This window comes from Kineococcus deserti (assembly GCF_050871945.1).
GTDB lineage: Bacteria > Actinomycetota > Actinomycetes > Actinomycetales > Kineococcaceae > Kineococcus.
The window spans coordinates 73,591-90,322 of record NZ_JBJLSI010000023.1; the positions used below are offsets into that span (position 1 = coordinate 73,591).

Sequence of the window (16,732 nt, forward strand, 5' to 3'; positions counted from 1 at the left end):
CGAGGAAGCAGGCAGTGCGCTCACGACGGCCCTCGGGGAGGACGGGACCCGGCCGGTCAGATCCCCTTGCCCGGGTTGAGGATCCCCAGCGGGTCGAACACCGCCTTGATCCCGCGCTGCACGTCCAGGGAGTCCTCGCCCAGTTCGGTCTTCAGCCAGGTGCGCTTCAGCAGCCCCACCCCGTGCTCGCCGGTCAGGGTTCCGCCCAGCCGCAGCGCCAGGTCGAACACCGCGCACGCCGCTTCCCACGGCGGCCCCTGCGTGACGGTGCCGCCGCGCTCGACCACGACGATGGGGTGCAGGTTCCCGTCGCCGGCGTGCGCGATCGTCGCGATCCGCACGCCGGTGCGCGCCGAGATCTCGCCGATGCCCGACACGGCCTCGGCCAGCTTCGAGCGCGGGACCGCGACGTCCTCGATGAAGACGTCCCCGGTGGCCTCCAGCGCCGGCAACCCCGCCCGCCGGGCGGCGAGGAGTTCCTCGGCCTCGACGGGATCGGTCGTCGCGCGCCACGTCGTCGCGAACTTCCCGACGACCTCGGCGACCGCGTCGATCTCCGCCCCGGCGCCGCGGCCGTCGCACTGCACGACGAGCGCAGCCGCGCCCAGTGAGCGCAGCGCCGAACCCCGGGCGGCGTCGACCGCTTCCAGCGTCACCGAGTCGACCAGTTCCAGGACGCTGGGCTGCAACCGTGCCGCGGTGATGGCCGCCGCCGCGGCCGCCGCAGCGACGACGTCGTCGAAGTGGGCCGCCAGGGTGGCGGTCTCCAGCGGTCGCGGCCGCAACCGCAGGGTCGCGCCGACCACCACGGCGAGCGTCCCCTCCGACCCCACGACCAGGCTGGTCAGGTCGTACCCGGCGACCCCCTTGACCGTCTGGCGGCCGGTGCTCAGCCGGCGGCCGTCGGCCAGCACCAGGTCCAGGCCCAGCACGGCCTCGCGCGTCACGCCGTACTTGGCGCAGCGCAGGCCGCCGGCGTTGGTCGCGATGTTGCCGCCGATGGACGAGATCGCCGCGCTCGCCGGGTCGGGTGCGTAGAACAGGCCGTGCACGCCGGCCGCGGCGTCCAGGTCCGCGGTCAGCACCCCGGGTTCGACCACCGCGACCTGGTCGTCGGGGCGGATGTCGAGGATGCGGTCCATCCCCGACAGGTCCAGCACGACCTCCCCGGCGCTCGCGCTGGATCCGGCCGCCAGTCCGGTGCCGGCGCCGCGGGTCACGACGGGGGTGCGGTTCTCGGTGGCCCAGCGCAGCGTCTCGACGACGTCGTCGACGGTGGTGGCCCGCACGACACCGTCGGGCAGGGTGGCGGGCCGGTGTCCCGACCGGTCGGTCGCCACGCCGGCGCGGCAGGCCTCGTCGGTCAGCAGCCTCACGCCACTCCCTCCACGGCCGGGGTCGGTGGCGTGCAGTGCTCGACGACCTCGACCAGCGGGAGGTCGAGGGCCTGGGCCAGGGCGACGACGGTGAAGAACGCCGGTGTCGGGATGCGGCCGGCCTCGATCTTGCGCAGGGTCTCGGCGGGAACGCCGGAGCGGGCGGAGATCTGCGGGACGGTGCGCTCGCCGCGGGCGGCGCGCAGGAGTTCACCGAGGCGGCGCCCTCGGGCGCGCACCTCCTCAGGCAGCGGTGGCCGGACCATGCCGTGATACTAATACCGGGATAGGAATACCAGTCGTGTCGCGTTGGGGAGTGTGCGTGGTGGTCGAGTTGAAGACGCCCGGTGAGATCGAAGCCATGCGCGCAGCCGGTCGCGTGGTGGCGCAGGCGCTGGCCGCGGTGCGCGAGGCGGCCGCCGTCGGCGTGCGCCTGGACGAGCTCGACGGCGTCGCCCGCGAGGTGATCTTCGGGGCGGGGGCCACGTCCCCCTTCCTGGACTACCAGCCCCGGTTCGCCGACACCCCGTTCCCCGGCGTCATCTGCGCGTCGGTCAACGACGCCGTCCTGCACGGCATCCCGGGGCCCTACGCGCTGCGCGACGGCGACCTGCTCAGCGTCGACTGCGGCGCCCTGCTCGAAGGGTGGGCGGCCGACTCGGCCACGACGTTCAGCGTGGGAACGCCCCGGCCCGGTGACGAGGAGTTCGTCGCGGCCACCAGGGAGGCGCTCGCCGCGGGCATCGCCGCAGCCGTCCCGGGCAACCGGATCGGTGACGTGTCCGCCGCGATCGGCGCCGTCGGCAAGGCTCACGGCTGCGGCGTGAACACCGAGTTCGGTGGCCACGGTGTCGGCCGTTCGATGCACGAGGACCCCTCGGTCCCCAACGACGGGCGCGCCGGGCGGGGGATGGTGCTCAAACCCGGGTTGGTCATCGCCATCGAACCCTGGTTCACCGCCGGTGGGGACCCCCGCTACACGACCGACGCCGACGGCTGGACGATGCGCAGCGTGGACGGCAGCCAGGGCGCGCACGAGGAGCACACCGTCGCGGTGACCGCCGACGGACCGGTGGTGCTGACCCGGTTGTGAGGAGTCCCCTCAGTCGTCGGCGTCGTCCGGCCCGTCCGGCAACCGGTCGGCGAACCAGCTGTGCGCCCACGTGCCCAGCGCCTGCGGCGTCAGTCCCGGGCCGGCCTGGACGCTGACCACCTCACGGTCCTCGTGGAGCACGTCGGCGACGTCACGGCGGGCCGGGAGGAGGTCGACGAACTCCACGACGAGGTCCTCGTGCAGGTGGGCGATCCAGTCGGCGAACCCGATCTGCAGCGGCCACTCCTCGTCGTCGGGGTCCAGCGTCACCTGGATCCAGCCGTCGTCGCTCTCCCAGTCCTCCTGCTCGTCGATCCCGTCTCCGGTCAGCGTGTCGTCGCTCACGCCGTGATCGTTTCAAGTCCGGCGATCTTCCGCGCCGAGCGGCGTGTCGCCTGGCGTGCGCGGGTGGCGGAACTGTGGGGCGCGGCGCTGCACGGGGACCCGTGCCGGGAGTGCGGGTGGGACTGGCCGGGTCCGGCCGACAGCATCGGGTTCGTCGCCGGGGTTCCCGACGAGTTCGCCGGGGTTCCCGACGAGTTCGCCCGGGTGCTCGCGGGGGTCGACGGCTGCACCCGGTACCCCGACCACGGGTGGACCGTCACCGGGTACGTCGCGCACGTCGCCGACCACCTGCGCCACCACGCCGAGCATCTCGCCGGTGCCCTCGCGGCAGGGGCGCCGGCAGTCGGCGGCTACGACCCCGACGCCTTCCACCACCTGCGCGACGTCCGCCGCGCAGTGGAGTTCGTCCGGTGGCCGTACCCGGGACGGTGGCCGCCGGACCGGTCGCACTGCGGTTGAGCACCCTCGCACGGCCGGTCCCGGTGCTCGCCCCGTCGAAGGCGGTGTCCGCGGTGAGCGCCGTCCACAGGAGCCCGAGGAACACCTCGTCGTGCGGGCACGAGGACCTCCTGACGGACCGGTTGGCCCGCGCAGACTCCCGTTCCGCGCCCAGGCGGGCGCCGCCTGCGCCACAACACTGACGCCTCGCATCAGGACAGTGCCGGCAGGAGGTCCCGTGCCGCCTGCTCGGGGGTGGTGCGGGACGAGTCGATCCGCACCCGTTCCCCGTCCCAGGGGTCGAAACCCCAGTTCCGCACCTGCTCCCACGTCGGCAGCGGTAGGCCGACGACGTCGCCCACCCGGTTCTCGACCCGCGAACGGTGCAGTTGGGGATCGGGGCACACGACCTCGACGTCGCGGAACCGCACGCCCGCGTCCTGCGCGACCGCGCGCCACAGTTCGCGGGTGACGGACAGCGGGTTCACCCCGTCGGCCACGACGGTCAGGCCCTGCCGCAGCAGGTCGCGGGCCACCGCCCGCAGGACGTGGTGCCCGGCGGCGCCCACGGGGTGCTCCTCGACGCCGGAGTCCACGAGGGCCTGTTCGACGGTGTCCAGACGCAGGTGCACCGCGGGGATCCGGGTGACGAGCGCGCGGGCCAGGGTGGTCTTGCCGCTGCCGGGCAGTCCGGACAGGACGATCAGCACGGTTCCTCCTCGGTGTCGGGTGGTTCCAGACCACCACTCGCCGTGTGTCCGGAACATGCGCAGGCAGCTCGTGAGCATGTTCCTGCGTCTACGGTCGACGTCGTGCTCAGCGAGTTGCTCGACCGGAGCGGACGGACCCGGGTGACGCTGTCGTACCTGGGCGAGCCGTGGGGGATGGCCTTCGCGACCCCGGGGGCGGCGACCGTGCACGTCGTGGTCCGGGGCCGGGCGCGGTGCGCGGGAACGCTGCTGGAGGCGGGGGACGTGGCACTGGTCACCGGCCCGCACGACCTGACCGATCCGGCCGGGACCGCGCCGGGTGTCGTGGTCGACGGGCCCGGCCGCACCCGCGAACCCGGCGAGCCACCCGATCGTGCCGGCGACCGCTGGCGACTGGCGCAGACCCGCAGCTACGGCGACGGCCTCGACTCCGGAACCCTGGTCGTGCACGCGATCCACCCCGCCGACGACGTCCTCGGCCGGCGCGTGCTGGCCGGGTTGCCCGCGGTGCTGCACGTCCGTGCGGCCGACGTGCCGGCGCCGCTGCGGGACCTGCTCGCCGTCGAGGCCGTCCGGGACGCGCCGGGTCAGCAGGCCGTGCTCGACCGCGTCGTGGACCTGCTGGTCCTGACGGCGCTGCGCACCCGGGGCGACGTGCGGTTCCTCGCCGCCCGCGCGGATCCCGTCGTCGGCCCGGCGCTGGAGGCGCTGCACGCCGACCCCGCTCACCCGTGGACGGTGGCCGCGTTGGCAGCACGGGCCGGGGTGTCGCGAGCGTTGCTGGCCCGCCGGTTCGCCGAACGGGTCGGCGTCCCGCCCGTCCGGTACCTCACGGGGTACCGGCTCGACCTCGCCGCAGACCTGGTGCGCGGCACCGGTCGCACGCTGACCGCGATCGCGCGCGAGGTCGGGTACGCGGACGCGTTCGCCCTGAGCTCGGCCTACCGCCGCCGGTTCGGCCGCGCGCCGTCGGCCGACCGCGGCTCCTCCACGGCGCGGTAGGTGCGTTGCAGGACGTCCGTGGCGGAACTGCCGAGCCGCTGCACGACGGCGACGTACAGGCAGTCCAGCACCAGCAGGGAACTCGCGCGGCTGGCCATCGCCCCTGCGCGGTAGGCGGTCTCGCGGCCCGTCGCGACCAGGACGTGGTCGGCGGTCGCGGCGAGCGGGGAACCCGCCGAACCGGTCACGGCGACGACGACGGCGCCGCGGCGGTGCGCCCGGGTCGCGGCGGTGACGACGTCGGGGGTGCGGCCGGAGTGGCTGACGACGACGGCCACGTCGCCGGTCTCCAGGACCTCGGAACTGACCAGGGCCGCGTGTCCCTCGGTGCGCAGTCGCGTCAGCAGGCCCACCCGGGCCGCCTTGTGGTCGAAGTCGGCAGCCAGCAGGCCCGAGGCGCCGATGCCCCAGCAGTCGACGACCCGGGCGGCGTGCACGGCGTCGGCGGCCGCGGCCAGCGCGGCGAGGTCGAGCGTGCGCGCGGTCGCGGTCACCGCTTCGGCCTCGAGGGCGGCCAGCGTCGCCACGACGGTCGGCAGGTCGGCCGCGTCGTCCAGCGAACCGGTGAGCAACGCGGCCGGTTCGCCGCCCGATCCCGCGGCGGCCAGGGCCAACCGCAGTTGCGGGTAACCGGCGAAGCCCAGCGACCGGGCGGTGCGCACCACCGTCGCCTCGCTCGTCCCGCTCCGCGCCGCGAGGTCGGTCACCGTCAGCTGCGCCGCACCCGCCGGGTCGTCCAGGAGCTCGGCCAGGACGCGCGCGCCGGAGGTGGTGGCCGAGGGCACGGCGGCGAGCAGGTGCGCGTGCAGCGACGCGGGATGGGGTGCGGTCACGAGTTCCTCCGAGGCTCTGGCGAGAACTTTCGTCAGCGGCTACGGTCGTGTCAACTTCCTCCATCGATGGGTTGGAGTCCTGCGTGAGCACGCCCCGCGGTCACCTCGTCCGCTCCGAGATCGCCGAGCAGCCCGCCGTCGCCGACCGGATCCTGTCCGCCGCCGGCGGTGAGGTCGCCCGGGTCGCCCAGCTGATCCGGCAGGCCGCCCCGCGGGCGGTGCTGCTGACCGCGCGCGGCACCAGCGACCACGCGGCGCTGTACGCCAAGTACCTGCTGGAGATCGGCCTGGGCCTGCCCTGCGGCCTGACGTCCACCTCGACGCTCACCGTCTACGGCGCGACCCCGGACCTGCACGGGGTGCTGTGGATCAGCATCAGCCAGTCCGGCGGTTCGCCCGACCTCGTGGAGTCCACCGCCGCCGCCCGGCGGGCCGGGGCGATCACCCTGGCCGTGACGAACAACCCGGACTCGCCGCTGGCCGCGGCGGCCGAGCACCACCTCGACGTCCACGCCGGACCGGAACTGGCCGTGGCCGCCACGAAGAGCTACACGGCGCAGCTGCTGACCCTGTGGCTGCTGGTGACCAGCTGGCGCGGTGGTGACCTGACGCCGGCCGCGGCGCTGCCGCAGTTCCTCGAGCAGGCCGTGGCCGCCGACGACGTGCCGGAGGTCGCGGCCCGCTACCGCTTCGTCGACCGCCTGGTGATCACCGCCCGCGGCTACTCCTACCCGACGGCGCGCGAGGCGGCCCTGAAGCTCATGGAGACCTCCTACCTGTCGGCGCAGGCGTTCTCGGCCGCCGACCTCATGCACGGGCCGCTGGCGATGGTCGACGCCGACCGGCCGGTCATCGCGATCGTCGCCGAGGGTCGTGGCGGGCAGGCGGTGGCCCCGGTCCTGAGCGCCCTGCACGAGCGCGGGGCCGACGTGTGCGCGGTGGCCCCGGCCGGGCTGGCGCCGGAGGCGACCGTGCGGCTGAGGCTGCCGTCGGGGATGCCCGAGGACCTGGCGCCGGTGGTGCAGATCGTTCCGCTGCAACGACTGGCGCTGGAGATGGCCGTCGCCCGCGGCCTGGACCCGGACGCACCGCGCGGGCTGCGGAAGGTGACGGAGACCCGGTGAGCACCACGCTGGCCCGGGGCGCCGTCCACACGGGGTCCCGGATCGTGCCGGACGGCTGGGTGCTGCTGCGCGGCGGCGAGGTGGTGCAGGTCGGGACCGGCCCCGCACCCGACGCCGACGAGACCGTGGACGGCGCGCACGTCGTCCCGGGTTTCGTCGACGTGCACTGCCACGGCGGGGGAGGCGTCAGCTTCGGGAGTTCCCCCGAGGACGCCGTGGAGGTCGCGGCCACCCACCGCGCCCACGGGACGACGACGCTGGTGGCCAGCCTGGTGACCCGGCCGGTCGACGAGCTGGCGCGCACGATCGACGCGTACGCCGACCTCGTCGCCGACGGGGTGCTGGCCGGGCTGCACCTGGAGGGTCCGTGGCTCAGCCCCGACCACCGCGGCGCCCACGACCCGTCCCTGCTCATCGACCCCGAACCCGCCGACCTCGACCGGCTGCTGGGGTCCGGCACGGTGCGGATGGTGACGATCGCCCCCGAACTGCCCGGTGGACTGGCTGCCGTGCAGCGCATCCGCGACGCCGGCGTCGTGGCGTCCATCGGTCACACCGGCGCCGACGCCGACCTGGCCCGCCGGGCCGTCGACGCGGGGGTGAGCTGGGCCACCCACCTGTTCAACGCGATGCCCCCGCTGCACCACCGCGACCCCGGGCCGGTGGGGGCGCTGCTGGAGGACGACCGGGTCACCGTCGAACTCATCGCCGACGGGGTGCACCTGCACCCCCTCACGCTGTCGCTGGCGGCCCACCGGGCCCGCGGCCGGTTCGCCCTGGTCACCGACGCGATGGCCGCGACGGGTTCGGCCGACGGCCGCTACCGGCTCGGGGACCTCGACGTGGACGTCGTCGAGGGGGTGGCGCGCCTGGCGGGTGGGGGGTCGATCGCCGGCAGCACCCTGACCCTCGACCGCGCCCTGCGGTACGCCGTGACGGTGGCCGGGCTGGAGTTCGCCGACGTGCTCGCGGCGTTGACGACGACGCCGGCGCGGCTGCTGGGCCGCACCGACGTCGGTCACCTGGAACCCGGAGCGCGGGGCGGAGCGGTCGTCCTCGCTGACGACCTCTCCCTCCTGCACGTCCTCGTCTGACCGACGAACCTCGTGATCAAGGATTCGACCCTGGCGATCAAGGACGGTGGATCCTCGATCGCCGGGGTCGAACCCTTGATCGCCGGGGTGGGGGTCAGAGCCCGCCGATGGGCGGTTCGCCCGTGTCGGGCACCAGGATCGGCGTGTTCGCGTCCAGCGTCTGGCCGCGGAAGAACGCCCGCAGCCGCACCGCGCACAGCAGCATCAGCGGGATCCCGAGGGCCAGCATCCCCACGCCGATGACGAAGACGCCGCCGAGCGAGCCGAACGTCGTGTAGCCGTAGTCGGCGTCGAGCATGTCGACGCTGCTCTGCACGAACGCCCACAGCATCCCCAGCCCGCCCAGGACGGGCAGCAGGCCGCGCAGCAGGAAGTCGCGCGCCGACCGGGTCAGCGTCCGGCGGAAGTACCAGACGCACGAGAACGCCGTGATGCCGTAGTAGAACGCGACCGCCAGGCCCAGGGAGGCGATCGAGTCCTGCAACGCGTTCTGGCTGACCAGGCTGAGCACCAGGTAGAACCCCACGGCCGCCGCGCCCATGACCACGGTGCCGAAGGACGGCGTCCTGTACCGCGGGTGGACCTTGGCGAACCGTTGCGGCAGTGCGCCGTAGACGGCCATCGACAGCGTGCCGCGCGCCGTGGGCAGGATCGTCGTCTGCGTCGAGGACGCCGCCGAGATCGCCACCGTCAGCAGCAGGACGCCGGACAGCACCGCGCCGCCGACGGGGTCGCCGAGGATCGACAGGACGTCGTCGGCGTTCTCCTCGTTGTTCAGGCCGATGCCCGTGGTCCCGAAACCGGCGTACGCCTGCACGGCCACCGCGACCAGCACGTACGCCACGACCAGGATCACCGTGGCCAGCAGGGCCGCCCGGCCGGGAGTGGTGTCGGAGTCGCGCGTCTCCTCGCTCACCGCCAGGCAGGCGTCCCAGCCCCAGTAGATGAAGATGCACAGGATCACGGCCTCGGCCAGCGCCGAACCGCTCACGCCGAACGGCGAGAACCAGTCCCACTGCGGGCGGACCGCCTGGTCGCCGGCGCCGCCGGTGTACACCAGGTACAGCGCGCCGATCGAGATGATCCCGAGCACCACGAACTGCACGATGATCAGCACGTTCTGGATGCGCTCGGAGATCGTGATGCCCCGGTAGCTGACGTACGTCATGCCGATGATGAACACCAGGCCGAGCGCGACGCGGATGCCGAGGTTGTCGGCCGCGGCGTCCAGGCCGAGGAACCGCAGGGTGTAGACGGCGGAGATCTCCGCCACGTTGGCCAGGACGATGATCGCCGAGACGGCGACGCCCCAGCCACCCATCCAGCCCACCCAGGGACCGAAGGCCTTGGTGCCCCAGGTGAACGTGGTGCCGCAGTCGGGCGCCGCCCGGTTCAGCTCCCGGTAGGCGATCGCGACCAGGAGCATCGGGACGAAGGCGACCAGGAACATCGCCGGGGCCTTGTCGTGGACCGCGAGCACGACGTACCCGAGCGTCGCGGCCAGGCTGTACGCGGGCGCCGTCGCCCCCAAGCCGATGACGGTGTTGCCCCACAGGCCGAGCGCTCCGCTCTGGAGGCCCTTCCCGGCGGTGGGGGGAGCGGCGGGTCCGCTGGGGGGGTGGTCGGCACGTGCCATCGGGTCTCCTGCGGTCTTGCTCGGGTTCAGAACCCGGCGACATTAGCAGCCTCAGGTGGCGTGCCCACGGAATCCGTTGCGGAAGTGGTCCCCGACGACGGAAAGCGACGGTCGGTCTTGCTGATCGGCGCGGTTGACGTCAGACTTCACCCGTTCACCGTCCAGACGAGGGAGGTCCCGCCGTGCCCGTGCACCCGCTGGTCCCCCTGCGCCGGGAGGGGTTCCGGCGCCACCTCGACGTCCTGCGGGCCGGTGGCCGGCCGGCGACCACCCCACCCAGAACGAGGTGGACACCGGGATGACCCGCTGGACCGCCGCCGACGAGCCGCTGGGGGACACCGACGTCGTGCTGCGGCACGTCTTCGGCGTCCACCACGTGCCGCGGCCGGCGGCGTACCGCCACGCAACACCCACCGGAGGGAAGAAGAACTGATGGAGACGTTCCTCAACGTCGTGGACGGCAAGTCCGTCCCGGCCGCCGACGGTCGCACCACCGACGTGGTCGACCCCTCGACCGGCGCCGTGTACGGCACGGCCCCGCTGTCGTCCACCGAGGACGTCCAGACCGCCTACGCCGCAGCCGCCTCGGCGTTCGGGTCGTGGGGGCGCACGACGCCGTCCGAGCGGCAGAAGTTCCTGCTCGACCTGGCCGACGCCATCGAGGACCGCGCCGAGGAGTTCATCGCCACCGAGGTGCGCAACACCGGCAAACCCGTCGGGCTGACGCGCAGCGAGGAGATCCCGCCCGCCGTCGACCAGTTGCGGTTCTTCGCCGGTGCGGCGCGCGTGCTCGAGGGCCGTGCCGCGGGCGAGTACCTGGCCGGGCACACCTCCTGGGTCCGCCGCGAACCCATCGGCGTCGTCGGGCAGGTCACGCCCTGGAACTACCCGTTCATGATGGCGATCTGGAAGATCGCCCCGGCCCTGGCGGCCGGGAACACGATCGTGCTCAAACCCTCCGACACCACGCCCGCCTCGACCGTCCTGCTGGGCCAGATCGCGAACGAGGTCCTGCCCCCCGGCGTGCTGAACGTGGTGTGCGGGGACCGCGACACCGGCCGGGCGCTGGTCGAGCACCCGACGCCCGCGCTGGTGGCGATCACCGGGTCGATCCGCGCCGGCATGCAGGTCGCCGAGGCCGCGGCGAGGGACGTCAAGCGCGTGCACCTCGAACTGGGCGGCAAGGCGCCCGTCGTGGTCTTCGACGACGCCGACGTCGCGGCGGCCGCCGAGGCCATCGCCGCGGCGGGGTACTTCAACGCCGGCCAGGACTGCACGGCCGCCACGCGGGTGCTGGCCTCCCCCCGCGTGCACGACGACTTCGTCGCCGCCCTGTCCGAGCAGGCGCGGAACACCAGGGTCGGCCTGCCCGACGACGAGGGCGCGGCGCTGGGGCCGGTGAACAACGCGGGCCAGCTGGCGCACGTGTCCGGTTTCGTCGACCGGCTGCCCGACCACGCCGTCCTCGGTGCGGGCGGCGCGCGCGGCACGGGGGACCTGGCGGACGGTTTCTACTACGAACCCACCGTGGTGTCCGGGCTGAAGCAGGACGACGAGGCGGTGCAGAACGAGATCTTCGGTCCCGTCATCACCGTCCAGCGCTTCAGCGACGAGGGCGAGGCGCTGCGCTGGGCGAACGGCACGAAGTACGGCCTGGCCTCCAGCGTGTGGACGAAGGACTTCGGCCGCGCGATGCGGATGTCGGCGGCGCTGGACTTCGGGTGCGTCTGGATCAACACGCACATCCCGCTCGTGGCCGAGATGCCGCACGGTGGTTTCAAGCAGTCCGGCTACGGCAAGGACCTGTCGATGTACGGGTTCGAGGACTACACCCGCGTCAAGCACGTCATGGCCAACCTCGACTCCTGACCCCACCTCCGCCCCTCCGCGGTCGAGTCCTCGATCGCGGAGGGGCGGGTGGGGGTTTCCGGCGCGGGGGAGGAGGTTCCGCGTAGGATCGGCGGATGCCGAACCGCCAGCTCCTGCCCGCCCTCGACGACGTCTCCAAACGGATCATCGAGGTCCTGCAGGAGGACGGCCGGATGTCCTACGCGGCCATCGGCAAGGCCGTGGGCCTGTCCGAAGCGGCGGCGCGGCAACGGGTCCAGCGCCTGCTCGACAGCGGGGTCATGCAGATCGTCGCCGTGACCGACCCCGTCCAGGTGGGTTTCGCCCGCCAGGCGATGATCGGCATCCGCGCCGAGGGTGACACCCGCGTGGTCGCCGACCGGCTCGCCGACCTGCCCGAGATCGACTACGTCGTCGTCACGGCCGGTTCCTTCGACGTGCTCGTCGAGGTCGTCTGCGAGGACGACGACGGCCTGCTCGAACTCATCAACGACAAGATCCGGTCCATCCCGGGTGTCGTGGGGACCGAGACGTTCGTCTACCTCAAACTGCGCAAACAGCTGTACAACTGGGGAACCCGCTGAATCCCTCGACGCCGGGGGGCCGGGCGGTCTAGCCTCCCGCCATGTCCAGCCCCACCGCGACGACACCGCGTGGCACGGACCGGTCCGCCGCCGCCCGCGACCACCTCTGGATGCACTTCACCGCGCACGCCCCCTACGAGCGCGGCGAGGAGGTTCCCGTCATCGTCCGCGGTCAGGGCGCCCGCATCTGGGACCAGCACGGCCGCGAGTACCTCGACGGGCTGGCCGGCCTGTTCGCCGTGCAGGTCGGGCACGGCCGCGCCGAACTCGCCGAGGCGGCCGCACGACAGGCCACCACGCTGGAGTTCTTCCCGCTGTGGTCCTACGCCCACCCGGCGGCGATCGACCTGGCCGAGCGCCTGGCGCACGAGGCCCCCGGCGACCTGGACCGCGTGTTCTTCACGAACAGCGGCAGCGAGGCGGTGGAGACGGCCTGGAAACTGGCCAAGGCGTACTTCGCCCGGGTCGGCAAACCCGGCAAGCGCAAGGTCGTCAGCCGGTCGATCGCCTACCACGGCACCACGCAGGGCGCGTTGTCGATCACCGGGCTGCCCGAGGTCAAGGCCGACTTCGAACCGCTCGTCCCCGGGACGTTCCGGGTGCCGAGCACGAACTCCTACCGGGCGCCGCAGCACCTGCGGGAGGACCCCAAGGCGTTCGGGCGCTGGGCCGCGGACCGGGTGGGGGAGGCCATCGAGTTCGAGGGGCCCGACACCGTGGCCGCGGTGTTCGTCGAACCCGTCCAGAACGCCGGCGGCTGCTTCCCGCCGCCGCCGGGGTACTTCGACCGGTTGCGGGAGATCTGCGACGAGCACGACGTCCTGCTCGTCAGCGACGAGACGATCTGCGCCTTCGGCCGCATCGGCGAACTGTTCGCCTGCCGCGACTTCGGCTACGTCCCCGACGTCATCACCTGCGCCAAGGGGCTCACCAGCGGCTACGCGCCGCTGGGTGCGGTCATCGCGTCGCAGCGGTTGTTCGAACCGTTCCGCCGCGAGGGTGCGGTGTTCGCGCACGGCAGCACGTTCGGCGGCCACCCGGTGTCGGCGGCCGTGGCGATGGCGAACCTCGACGTCTTCGAGCGCGAGGGGCTCGTGCAGCACGTCCACGAGAACGGCCCGCGGTTCCGTGCCGCGCTGGAGCGGTTGCTGGACCTGCCCATCGTCGGCGACGTCCGCGGGGCGGGGTTCTTCTACGGCATCGAACTGGTCAAGGACAAGGCCACCCGGGCCACGTTCGACGCCGACGAGGCCGACCGGCTGCTGCGCGGTCTGGTCTCGCCGGCGTTGTGGGAGGCGGGGTTGTACTGCCGGGCCGACGACCGCGGCGATCCCGTCATCCAGCTCGCCCCGCCGCTGGTCGTCGGGCCCGCGGAGTTCGACGACATCGAGCAGCGGTTGCGGTCGGTGCTCAGCGAGGCGGGGACCCGGTTGTGACGGTGCGCTCGCTGTGGCTCGACACGGCGCCGCCGGCGCCTGCCCGGCCGCCGTTGGAGGGGGACGCCGCGGTCGACGTCTGCGTCGTCGGCGCGGGGTGCACCGGTTTGTGGACGGCTTACCACCTGCTGGTCCGGGACCCGTCGCTGTCGGTGCTGGTCGTCGAGGCCGAGCACGTGGGTTTCGGCGCCAGCGGCCGCAACGGCGGCTGGTGCTCCACCCTCCTGCCGCAGGGGGTGGACCGGATGACCCGGGACCACGGACCCGTTGCCGCGCAGGCGATGCGGGCCGCCGCCCGGGGAACCCTCGACGAGGTCGAGCGGGTCGTGCGCAGCGAGGGCATCGACTGCCACTGGCAGCGCGGGGGGACGGTCGTCGTCGCCCGCGACCGCCCGCAGCTCCAGCGAGCCGCGCAGGAGGTCGCCGCCGACGAACGCGCGGGATCGCCGGAGGGTCTGCGACTGCTGGACGCCGAGCAGACCCGCGAGGTCGTCGGCATGACCCGGGCCCTCGGTGCCACGTTCACCCCCGACTGCGCCCGCGTCCACCCGCTGCGCCTCGTGCAGGGCCTCGCCGCGGCCGTCGAACGCCGCGGCGGCCGCATCGTCGAGGGGACCCGCGCCCTCGAACTGACCGCCGGCCGGGTGCGCACGGGGTCGGGAACCGTGCGTGCCCGGCACGTGCTGCGCGCGACCGAGGCGTGGACCGCCCGGTTCGGCGGCCGCGAGGTCGTGCCCGTCTACTCGCTGGTGGTGGCCACCGAACCCCTCCCGGCGCAGGCCTGGGACCGGATCGGACTGGCCGGGAGCCAGACGTTCTCCGACCACCGGCACACCGTCGTCTACGGCCAGCGCACCGCCGACGACCGGCTCGTCTTCGGCGGCCGCGGCGCGCCCTACCACTACGGCTCGGCCATCCGCCCGGAGTTCGACGGCGACGAGCGGGTGTTCGCGGTGCTGCGCGCGACGGTGCGGGACATGTTCCCCGTGCTGGCCGGGGTGCGGTTCACCCATGCCTGGGGCGGACCGCTGGGGATCGCGCGCGACTGGCACGCCTGCGTCCGCCACGACGCGTCGACCGGACTGGGCAGCGCCGGGGGGTACGTCGGCGACGGGGTCGCGACGAGCAACCTGGCGGGCCGGACACTGGCCGACGCCGTCACCGGGACCGATTCGGACCTGGTGCGGTTGCCCTGGTTCGGGCACGTGCCGCCCCGCTGGGAACCCGAACCGCTGCGCTGGGCGGGCGTCAACGCCGGCCTCCTCCTCGCCCGCGCCGCCGACACCGCCGAGGCGGTGCTGCACCACCGCACACCGCTGACCCGCGTCCTGGCCCGGCTGACGGCCCACTGACCCGGCACAGGTGAGCAGCCACCCGTTGTGCCGCCCCGGGGTTGGGGGGACGATGCGGGGGAGCCGGGACGAGGACGGTCCCGGCGTGGTGCAGCGTGACCCGCGAGGAGGCGGCGTGCGACGGACGACGGTGGGGTTCTCCGGTTCGGGCGCCTCGCGGCGGGCGCTGCGGTGGGCCGTCGCCGACTGCGCCGCGACCCGTCGGCCGCTCCACGTCGTCCTGGCGGGCGGCGGCGGTGCGGCAGACCCCGACGAGGTCCTCGCCGACGAGCTGGTCCGGTTCCCCGGCCGCGAACCCGACGTCGACGTCACCGTGACGACCGGGGAGGCGTCCCGCGCCCTGCTGGAGGCCGCGGCGGACAGCGGCAGCCTGGTCCTGGGGTGTGGACGGGAGGTCGCCCCGGTGGGGCCGGGGACGGGGCGGGTCCTGCGGGTGCTGCTGCCCCGCGCCACCGTTCCCGTCGTCCTCGTCGGGCCCGCGGCCGTGGTGACGCCCACCCGCCGGCTGCTGGTGGTCTCCTCGGCCGACGACGCCGTCGCCGACTGGGCCCTCGAACGCGGTCGCGACCTGCCGCTGCGCCTGCTGACGACGTGGCGCACCCGGTCCACCACCACGCGTCCCGGCGACCCCGAACGCCGGCACGCGCACCTCGTGGCCGCCGGCCGGCACCACGCCGTGCGCGCCAGGTTGTCCGCGGGCAGCCGGCGGCCGGTGCACGCGGACATGACGGAAGGTGCGGTCGGCGAGGTCGTTCCGCAGCGGCTCACGGTGGGGGACCTCGTGGTCGTCTCGGCGTCCGACCTGCCCGAGCTGCCGCTGCGGACGCTGCGGGCTCCCGTGGTGCTCGTGCCCGCGGTGGCCCGTGACCTGCGCGTTCCCGAGCACCGGATCATCGACCTGCGCGACGGTGTGCGGCAGCAGCAGCTGACCCCCACGGCCCCCGGCCGCCCTCGGCGGTGAGCCGGACGGCGGAGGAGGTCTCGCCGGCGGGTGGCGGCGCCCGCGACCACGCCCGGGTGGAGGAGGTCGAGGTCGTCGTCGCCCACCGGGAGCGGGCCACCCTGCGGGTCGGTGAGGTGTTCCTCAAGGTCGACGCCGATCCGGCGCGCACCGAGGTCGAGGTCGCCGCGATGGCCCTGGCGCCGGTTTCGACGCCGAGGGTCCTCTGGCGCCGGACCCCCGTGCTGGCGCTGGCTGCCGTGCCGGGAACGGCGCTGGGGCGGCTGGGGGAGCCGTCGACGACGCCGCCCGGGGCGTGGGCGGCCGCGGGGGCCGCGGTGCGGCGGCTGCACGACGCGCCGCTGCCTCCCTGGCCCGGCCCGGACCTCGACGACATCGCCTCGAACCTCGACCGGCAGTGCGAGTGGCTCACCGCCCACGACGTGCTCCCCGCCGACCTCGTCGCCCGCAACCGGGAGGTCGCCGGTGCCGCGCTGCGCGAGTGGACCCCGGTGTTCACGCACGGCGACCTGCAGAGCTCCCACGTCTTCGTGCACGGGGACGAGGTCACGGGGGTGATCGACTGGTCCGAGGCATCGCAGGGCGACGCGCTGTTCGACCTGGCGATCCTCACGCTCGGGCACGAGGAACACCTGGAGGCGGTGGTCGAGGGGTACGGATCGCCCGTGGACCTGGACGTCGTGCGCGGCTGGTGGTCGTGGCGGAGCCTGACGGCCGTCCAGTGGTTGCTCGGGCACGGGTTCGACCCGTTCGCGCCGGGCTGCGAGGTCGACGTGCTCGCAGCGCGGAGGTGACGCCGGGCGGGGGGGGGGGGGGGGGGGGGGGGGGGGGGGGGGGGGGGGGGGGGGGGGGGGGGGGCGGGGGCGGCGGTGCGCCGCGGGGCGCGGCGGGAGGGGCCGG

The 16,732-nt window shown here is 74.1% G+C and carries 18 protein-coding genes; 12 read left to right on the plus strand and 6 right to left on the minus strand.

Annotated elements, in window-relative coordinates; all coding sequences use genetic code 11:
• Positions 1-56: 56 nt before the first annotated feature.
• The gene (locus ACRYR2_RS17005) at positions 57-1,376 is read right to left on the minus strand and encodes an FAD-binding oxidoreductase (RefSeq protein WP_432564077.1); all 1,320 of its coding nucleotides are present in this window, start codon (positions 1,374-1,376) and stop codon (positions 57-59) included.
• A complete protein-coding gene (locus ACRYR2_RS17010) occupies positions 1,373-1,642 on the minus strand; it encodes a helix-turn-helix domain-containing protein (protein WP_432564078.1) in 270 nt (89 codons plus the stop codon). The genes ACRYR2_RS17005 and ACRYR2_RS17010 overlap by 4 nt, the downstream gene beginning before the upstream one ends.
• Positions 1,643-1,701: 59 nt before the next feature.
• Here ACRYR2_RS17010 and map point away from each other — a divergent pair, with 59 nt between their 5' ends.
• Positions 1,702-2,469 (plus strand): type I methionyl aminopeptidase, encoded by a 768-nt coding sequence (gene map / locus ACRYR2_RS17015; RefSeq protein ID WP_432564096.1) that lies wholly within the window; start codon positions 1,702-1,704, stop codon positions 2,467-2,469.
• 9 nt (positions 2,470-2,478) lie between these two features.
• On the opposite strand, the gene ACRYR2_RS17020 is transcribed toward map, so the two are convergent.
• Positions 2,479-2,814, minus strand: coding sequence for a hypothetical protein (locus ACRYR2_RS17020; RefSeq protein ID WP_432564079.1), 336 nt, complete (start codon positions 2,812-2,814; stop codon positions 2,479-2,481).
• Positions 2,815-2,817: 3 nt separating this feature from the next.
• Between ACRYR2_RS17020 and ACRYR2_RS17025 the strand changes: the two genes are divergently transcribed.
• On the plus strand, positions 2,818-3,273 hold the full coding sequence (locus tag ACRYR2_RS17025; protein WP_432564080.1) for a hypothetical protein: 456 nt from the start codon (positions 2,818-2,820) through the stop codon (positions 3,271-3,273).
• 191 nt (positions 3,274-3,464) lie between these two features.
• Here ACRYR2_RS17025 and ACRYR2_RS17030 read toward each other — a convergent pair whose 3' ends face one another.
• A complete protein-coding gene (locus ACRYR2_RS17030) occupies positions 3,465-3,962 on the minus strand; it encodes an AAA family ATPase (RefSeq protein ID WP_432564081.1) in 498 nt (165 codons plus the stop codon).
• 102 nt (positions 3,963-4,064) lie between these two features.
• Between ACRYR2_RS17030 and ACRYR2_RS17035 the strand changes: the two genes are divergently transcribed.
• A complete protein-coding gene (locus ACRYR2_RS17035; RefSeq protein WP_432564082.1) occupies positions 4,065-4,964 on the plus strand; it encodes an AraC family transcriptional regulator in 900 nt (299 codons plus the stop codon).
• On the opposite strand, the gene ACRYR2_RS17040 is transcribed toward ACRYR2_RS17035, so the two are convergent.
• Entirely contained in the window at positions 4,904-5,797 is an 894-nt protein-coding gene (locus ACRYR2_RS17040) for a MurR/RpiR family transcriptional regulator (RefSeq protein ID WP_432564083.1), read from the minus strand. The genes ACRYR2_RS17035 and ACRYR2_RS17040 overlap by 61 nt on opposite strands.
• Positions 5,798-5,880: 83 nt before the next feature.
• Between ACRYR2_RS17040 and ACRYR2_RS17045 the strand changes: the two genes are divergently transcribed.
• Positions 5,881-6,921, plus strand: coding sequence for an SIS domain-containing protein (locus ACRYR2_RS17045; protein ID WP_432564084.1), 1,041 nt, complete (start codon positions 5,881-5,883; stop codon positions 6,919-6,921).
• On the plus strand, positions 6,918-8,015 hold the full coding sequence (gene nagA / locus ACRYR2_RS17050) for an N-acetylglucosamine-6-phosphate deacetylase (protein ID WP_432564085.1): 1,098 nt from the start codon (positions 6,918-6,920) through the stop codon (positions 8,013-8,015). The genes ACRYR2_RS17045 and nagA overlap by 4 nt, the downstream gene beginning before the upstream one ends.
• A gap of 94 nt (positions 8,016-8,109) precedes the next feature.
• On the opposite strand, the gene ACRYR2_RS17055 is transcribed toward nagA, so the two are convergent.
• Positions 8,110-9,651 carry an APC family permease gene (locus tag ACRYR2_RS17055; RefSeq protein ID WP_432564086.1) on the minus strand — a complete coding sequence of 514 codons (1,542 nt, stop codon included), beginning with the start codon at positions 9,649-9,651 and terminating at the stop codon, positions 8,110-8,112.
• Between the two features lie 133 nt (positions 9,652-9,784).
• Between ACRYR2_RS17055 and ACRYR2_RS17060 the strand changes: the two genes are divergently transcribed.
• From ACRYR2_RS17060 to ACRYR2_RS17090, 7 genes are all read left to right on the plus strand, one after another.
• Positions 9,785-10,084, plus strand: a complete 300-nt coding sequence (locus tag ACRYR2_RS17060) for a copper amine oxidase (protein WP_432564087.1) — start codon at positions 9,785-9,787, stop codon at positions 10,082-10,084.
• Entirely contained in the window at positions 10,084-11,520 is a 1,437-nt protein-coding gene (locus ACRYR2_RS17065) for an aminobutyraldehyde dehydrogenase (RefSeq protein WP_432564088.1), read from the plus strand. Before ACRYR2_RS17060 ends, ACRYR2_RS17065 begins: the two co-directional genes overlap by 1 nt.
• A gap of 95 nt (positions 11,521-11,615) precedes the next feature.
• The gene (locus ACRYR2_RS17070) at positions 11,616-12,083 is read left to right on the plus strand and encodes an Lrp/AsnC family transcriptional regulator (protein ID WP_432564089.1); all 468 of its coding nucleotides are present in this window, start codon (positions 11,616-11,618) and stop codon (positions 12,081-12,083) included.
• 41 nt (positions 12,084-12,124) lie between these two features.
• On the plus strand, positions 12,125-13,519 hold the full coding sequence (locus ACRYR2_RS17075; protein WP_432564090.1) for an aspartate aminotransferase family protein: 1,395 nt from the start codon (positions 12,125-12,127) through the stop codon (positions 13,517-13,519).
• A complete protein-coding gene (locus ACRYR2_RS17080) occupies positions 13,516-14,871 on the plus strand; it encodes an NAD(P)/FAD-dependent oxidoreductase (RefSeq protein WP_432564091.1) in 1,356 nt (451 codons plus the stop codon). The genes ACRYR2_RS17075 and ACRYR2_RS17080 overlap by 4 nt, the downstream gene beginning before the upstream one ends.
• Before the next feature lie 115 nt (positions 14,872-14,986).
• The gene (locus ACRYR2_RS17085; RefSeq protein WP_432564092.1) at positions 14,987-15,832 is read left to right on the plus strand and encodes a hypothetical protein; all 846 of its coding nucleotides are present in this window, start codon (positions 14,987-14,989) and stop codon (positions 15,830-15,832) included.
• A 56-nt stretch (positions 15,833-15,888) separates the two neighbouring features.
• Positions 15,889-16,626, plus strand: a complete 738-nt coding sequence (locus tag ACRYR2_RS17090) for a phosphotransferase family protein (protein WP_432564097.1) — start codon at positions 15,889-15,891, stop codon at positions 16,624-16,626.
• The last annotated feature ends 106 nt before the right edge of the window (positions 16,627-16,732 follow it).

What these genes read in the sequence shown, in the direction of transcription:
- ACRYR2_RS17010 (WP_432564078.1), bottom strand. Translation starts at nt 1,642, where the DNA reads ATGGTCCGGCCACCGCTGCCTGAGGAGGTGCGCGCCCGAGGGCGCCGC.
- ACRYR2_RS17055 (WP_432564086.1), bottom strand. Translation starts at nt 9,651, where the DNA reads ATGGCACGTGCCGACCACCCCCCCAGCGGACCCGCCGCTCCCCCCACC.
- ACRYR2_RS17065 (WP_432564088.1), top strand. Translation starts at nt 10,084, where the DNA reads ATGGAGACGTTCCTCAACGTCGTGGACGGCAAGTCCGTCCCGGCCGCC.
- ACRYR2_RS17070 (WP_432564089.1), top strand. Translation starts at nt 11,616, where the DNA reads ATGCCGAACCGCCAGCTCCTGCCCGCCCTCGACGACGTCTCCAAACGG.
- ACRYR2_RS17075 (WP_432564090.1), top strand. Translation starts at nt 12,125, where the DNA reads ATGTCCAGCCCCACCGCGACGACACCGCGTGGCACGGACCGGTCCGCC.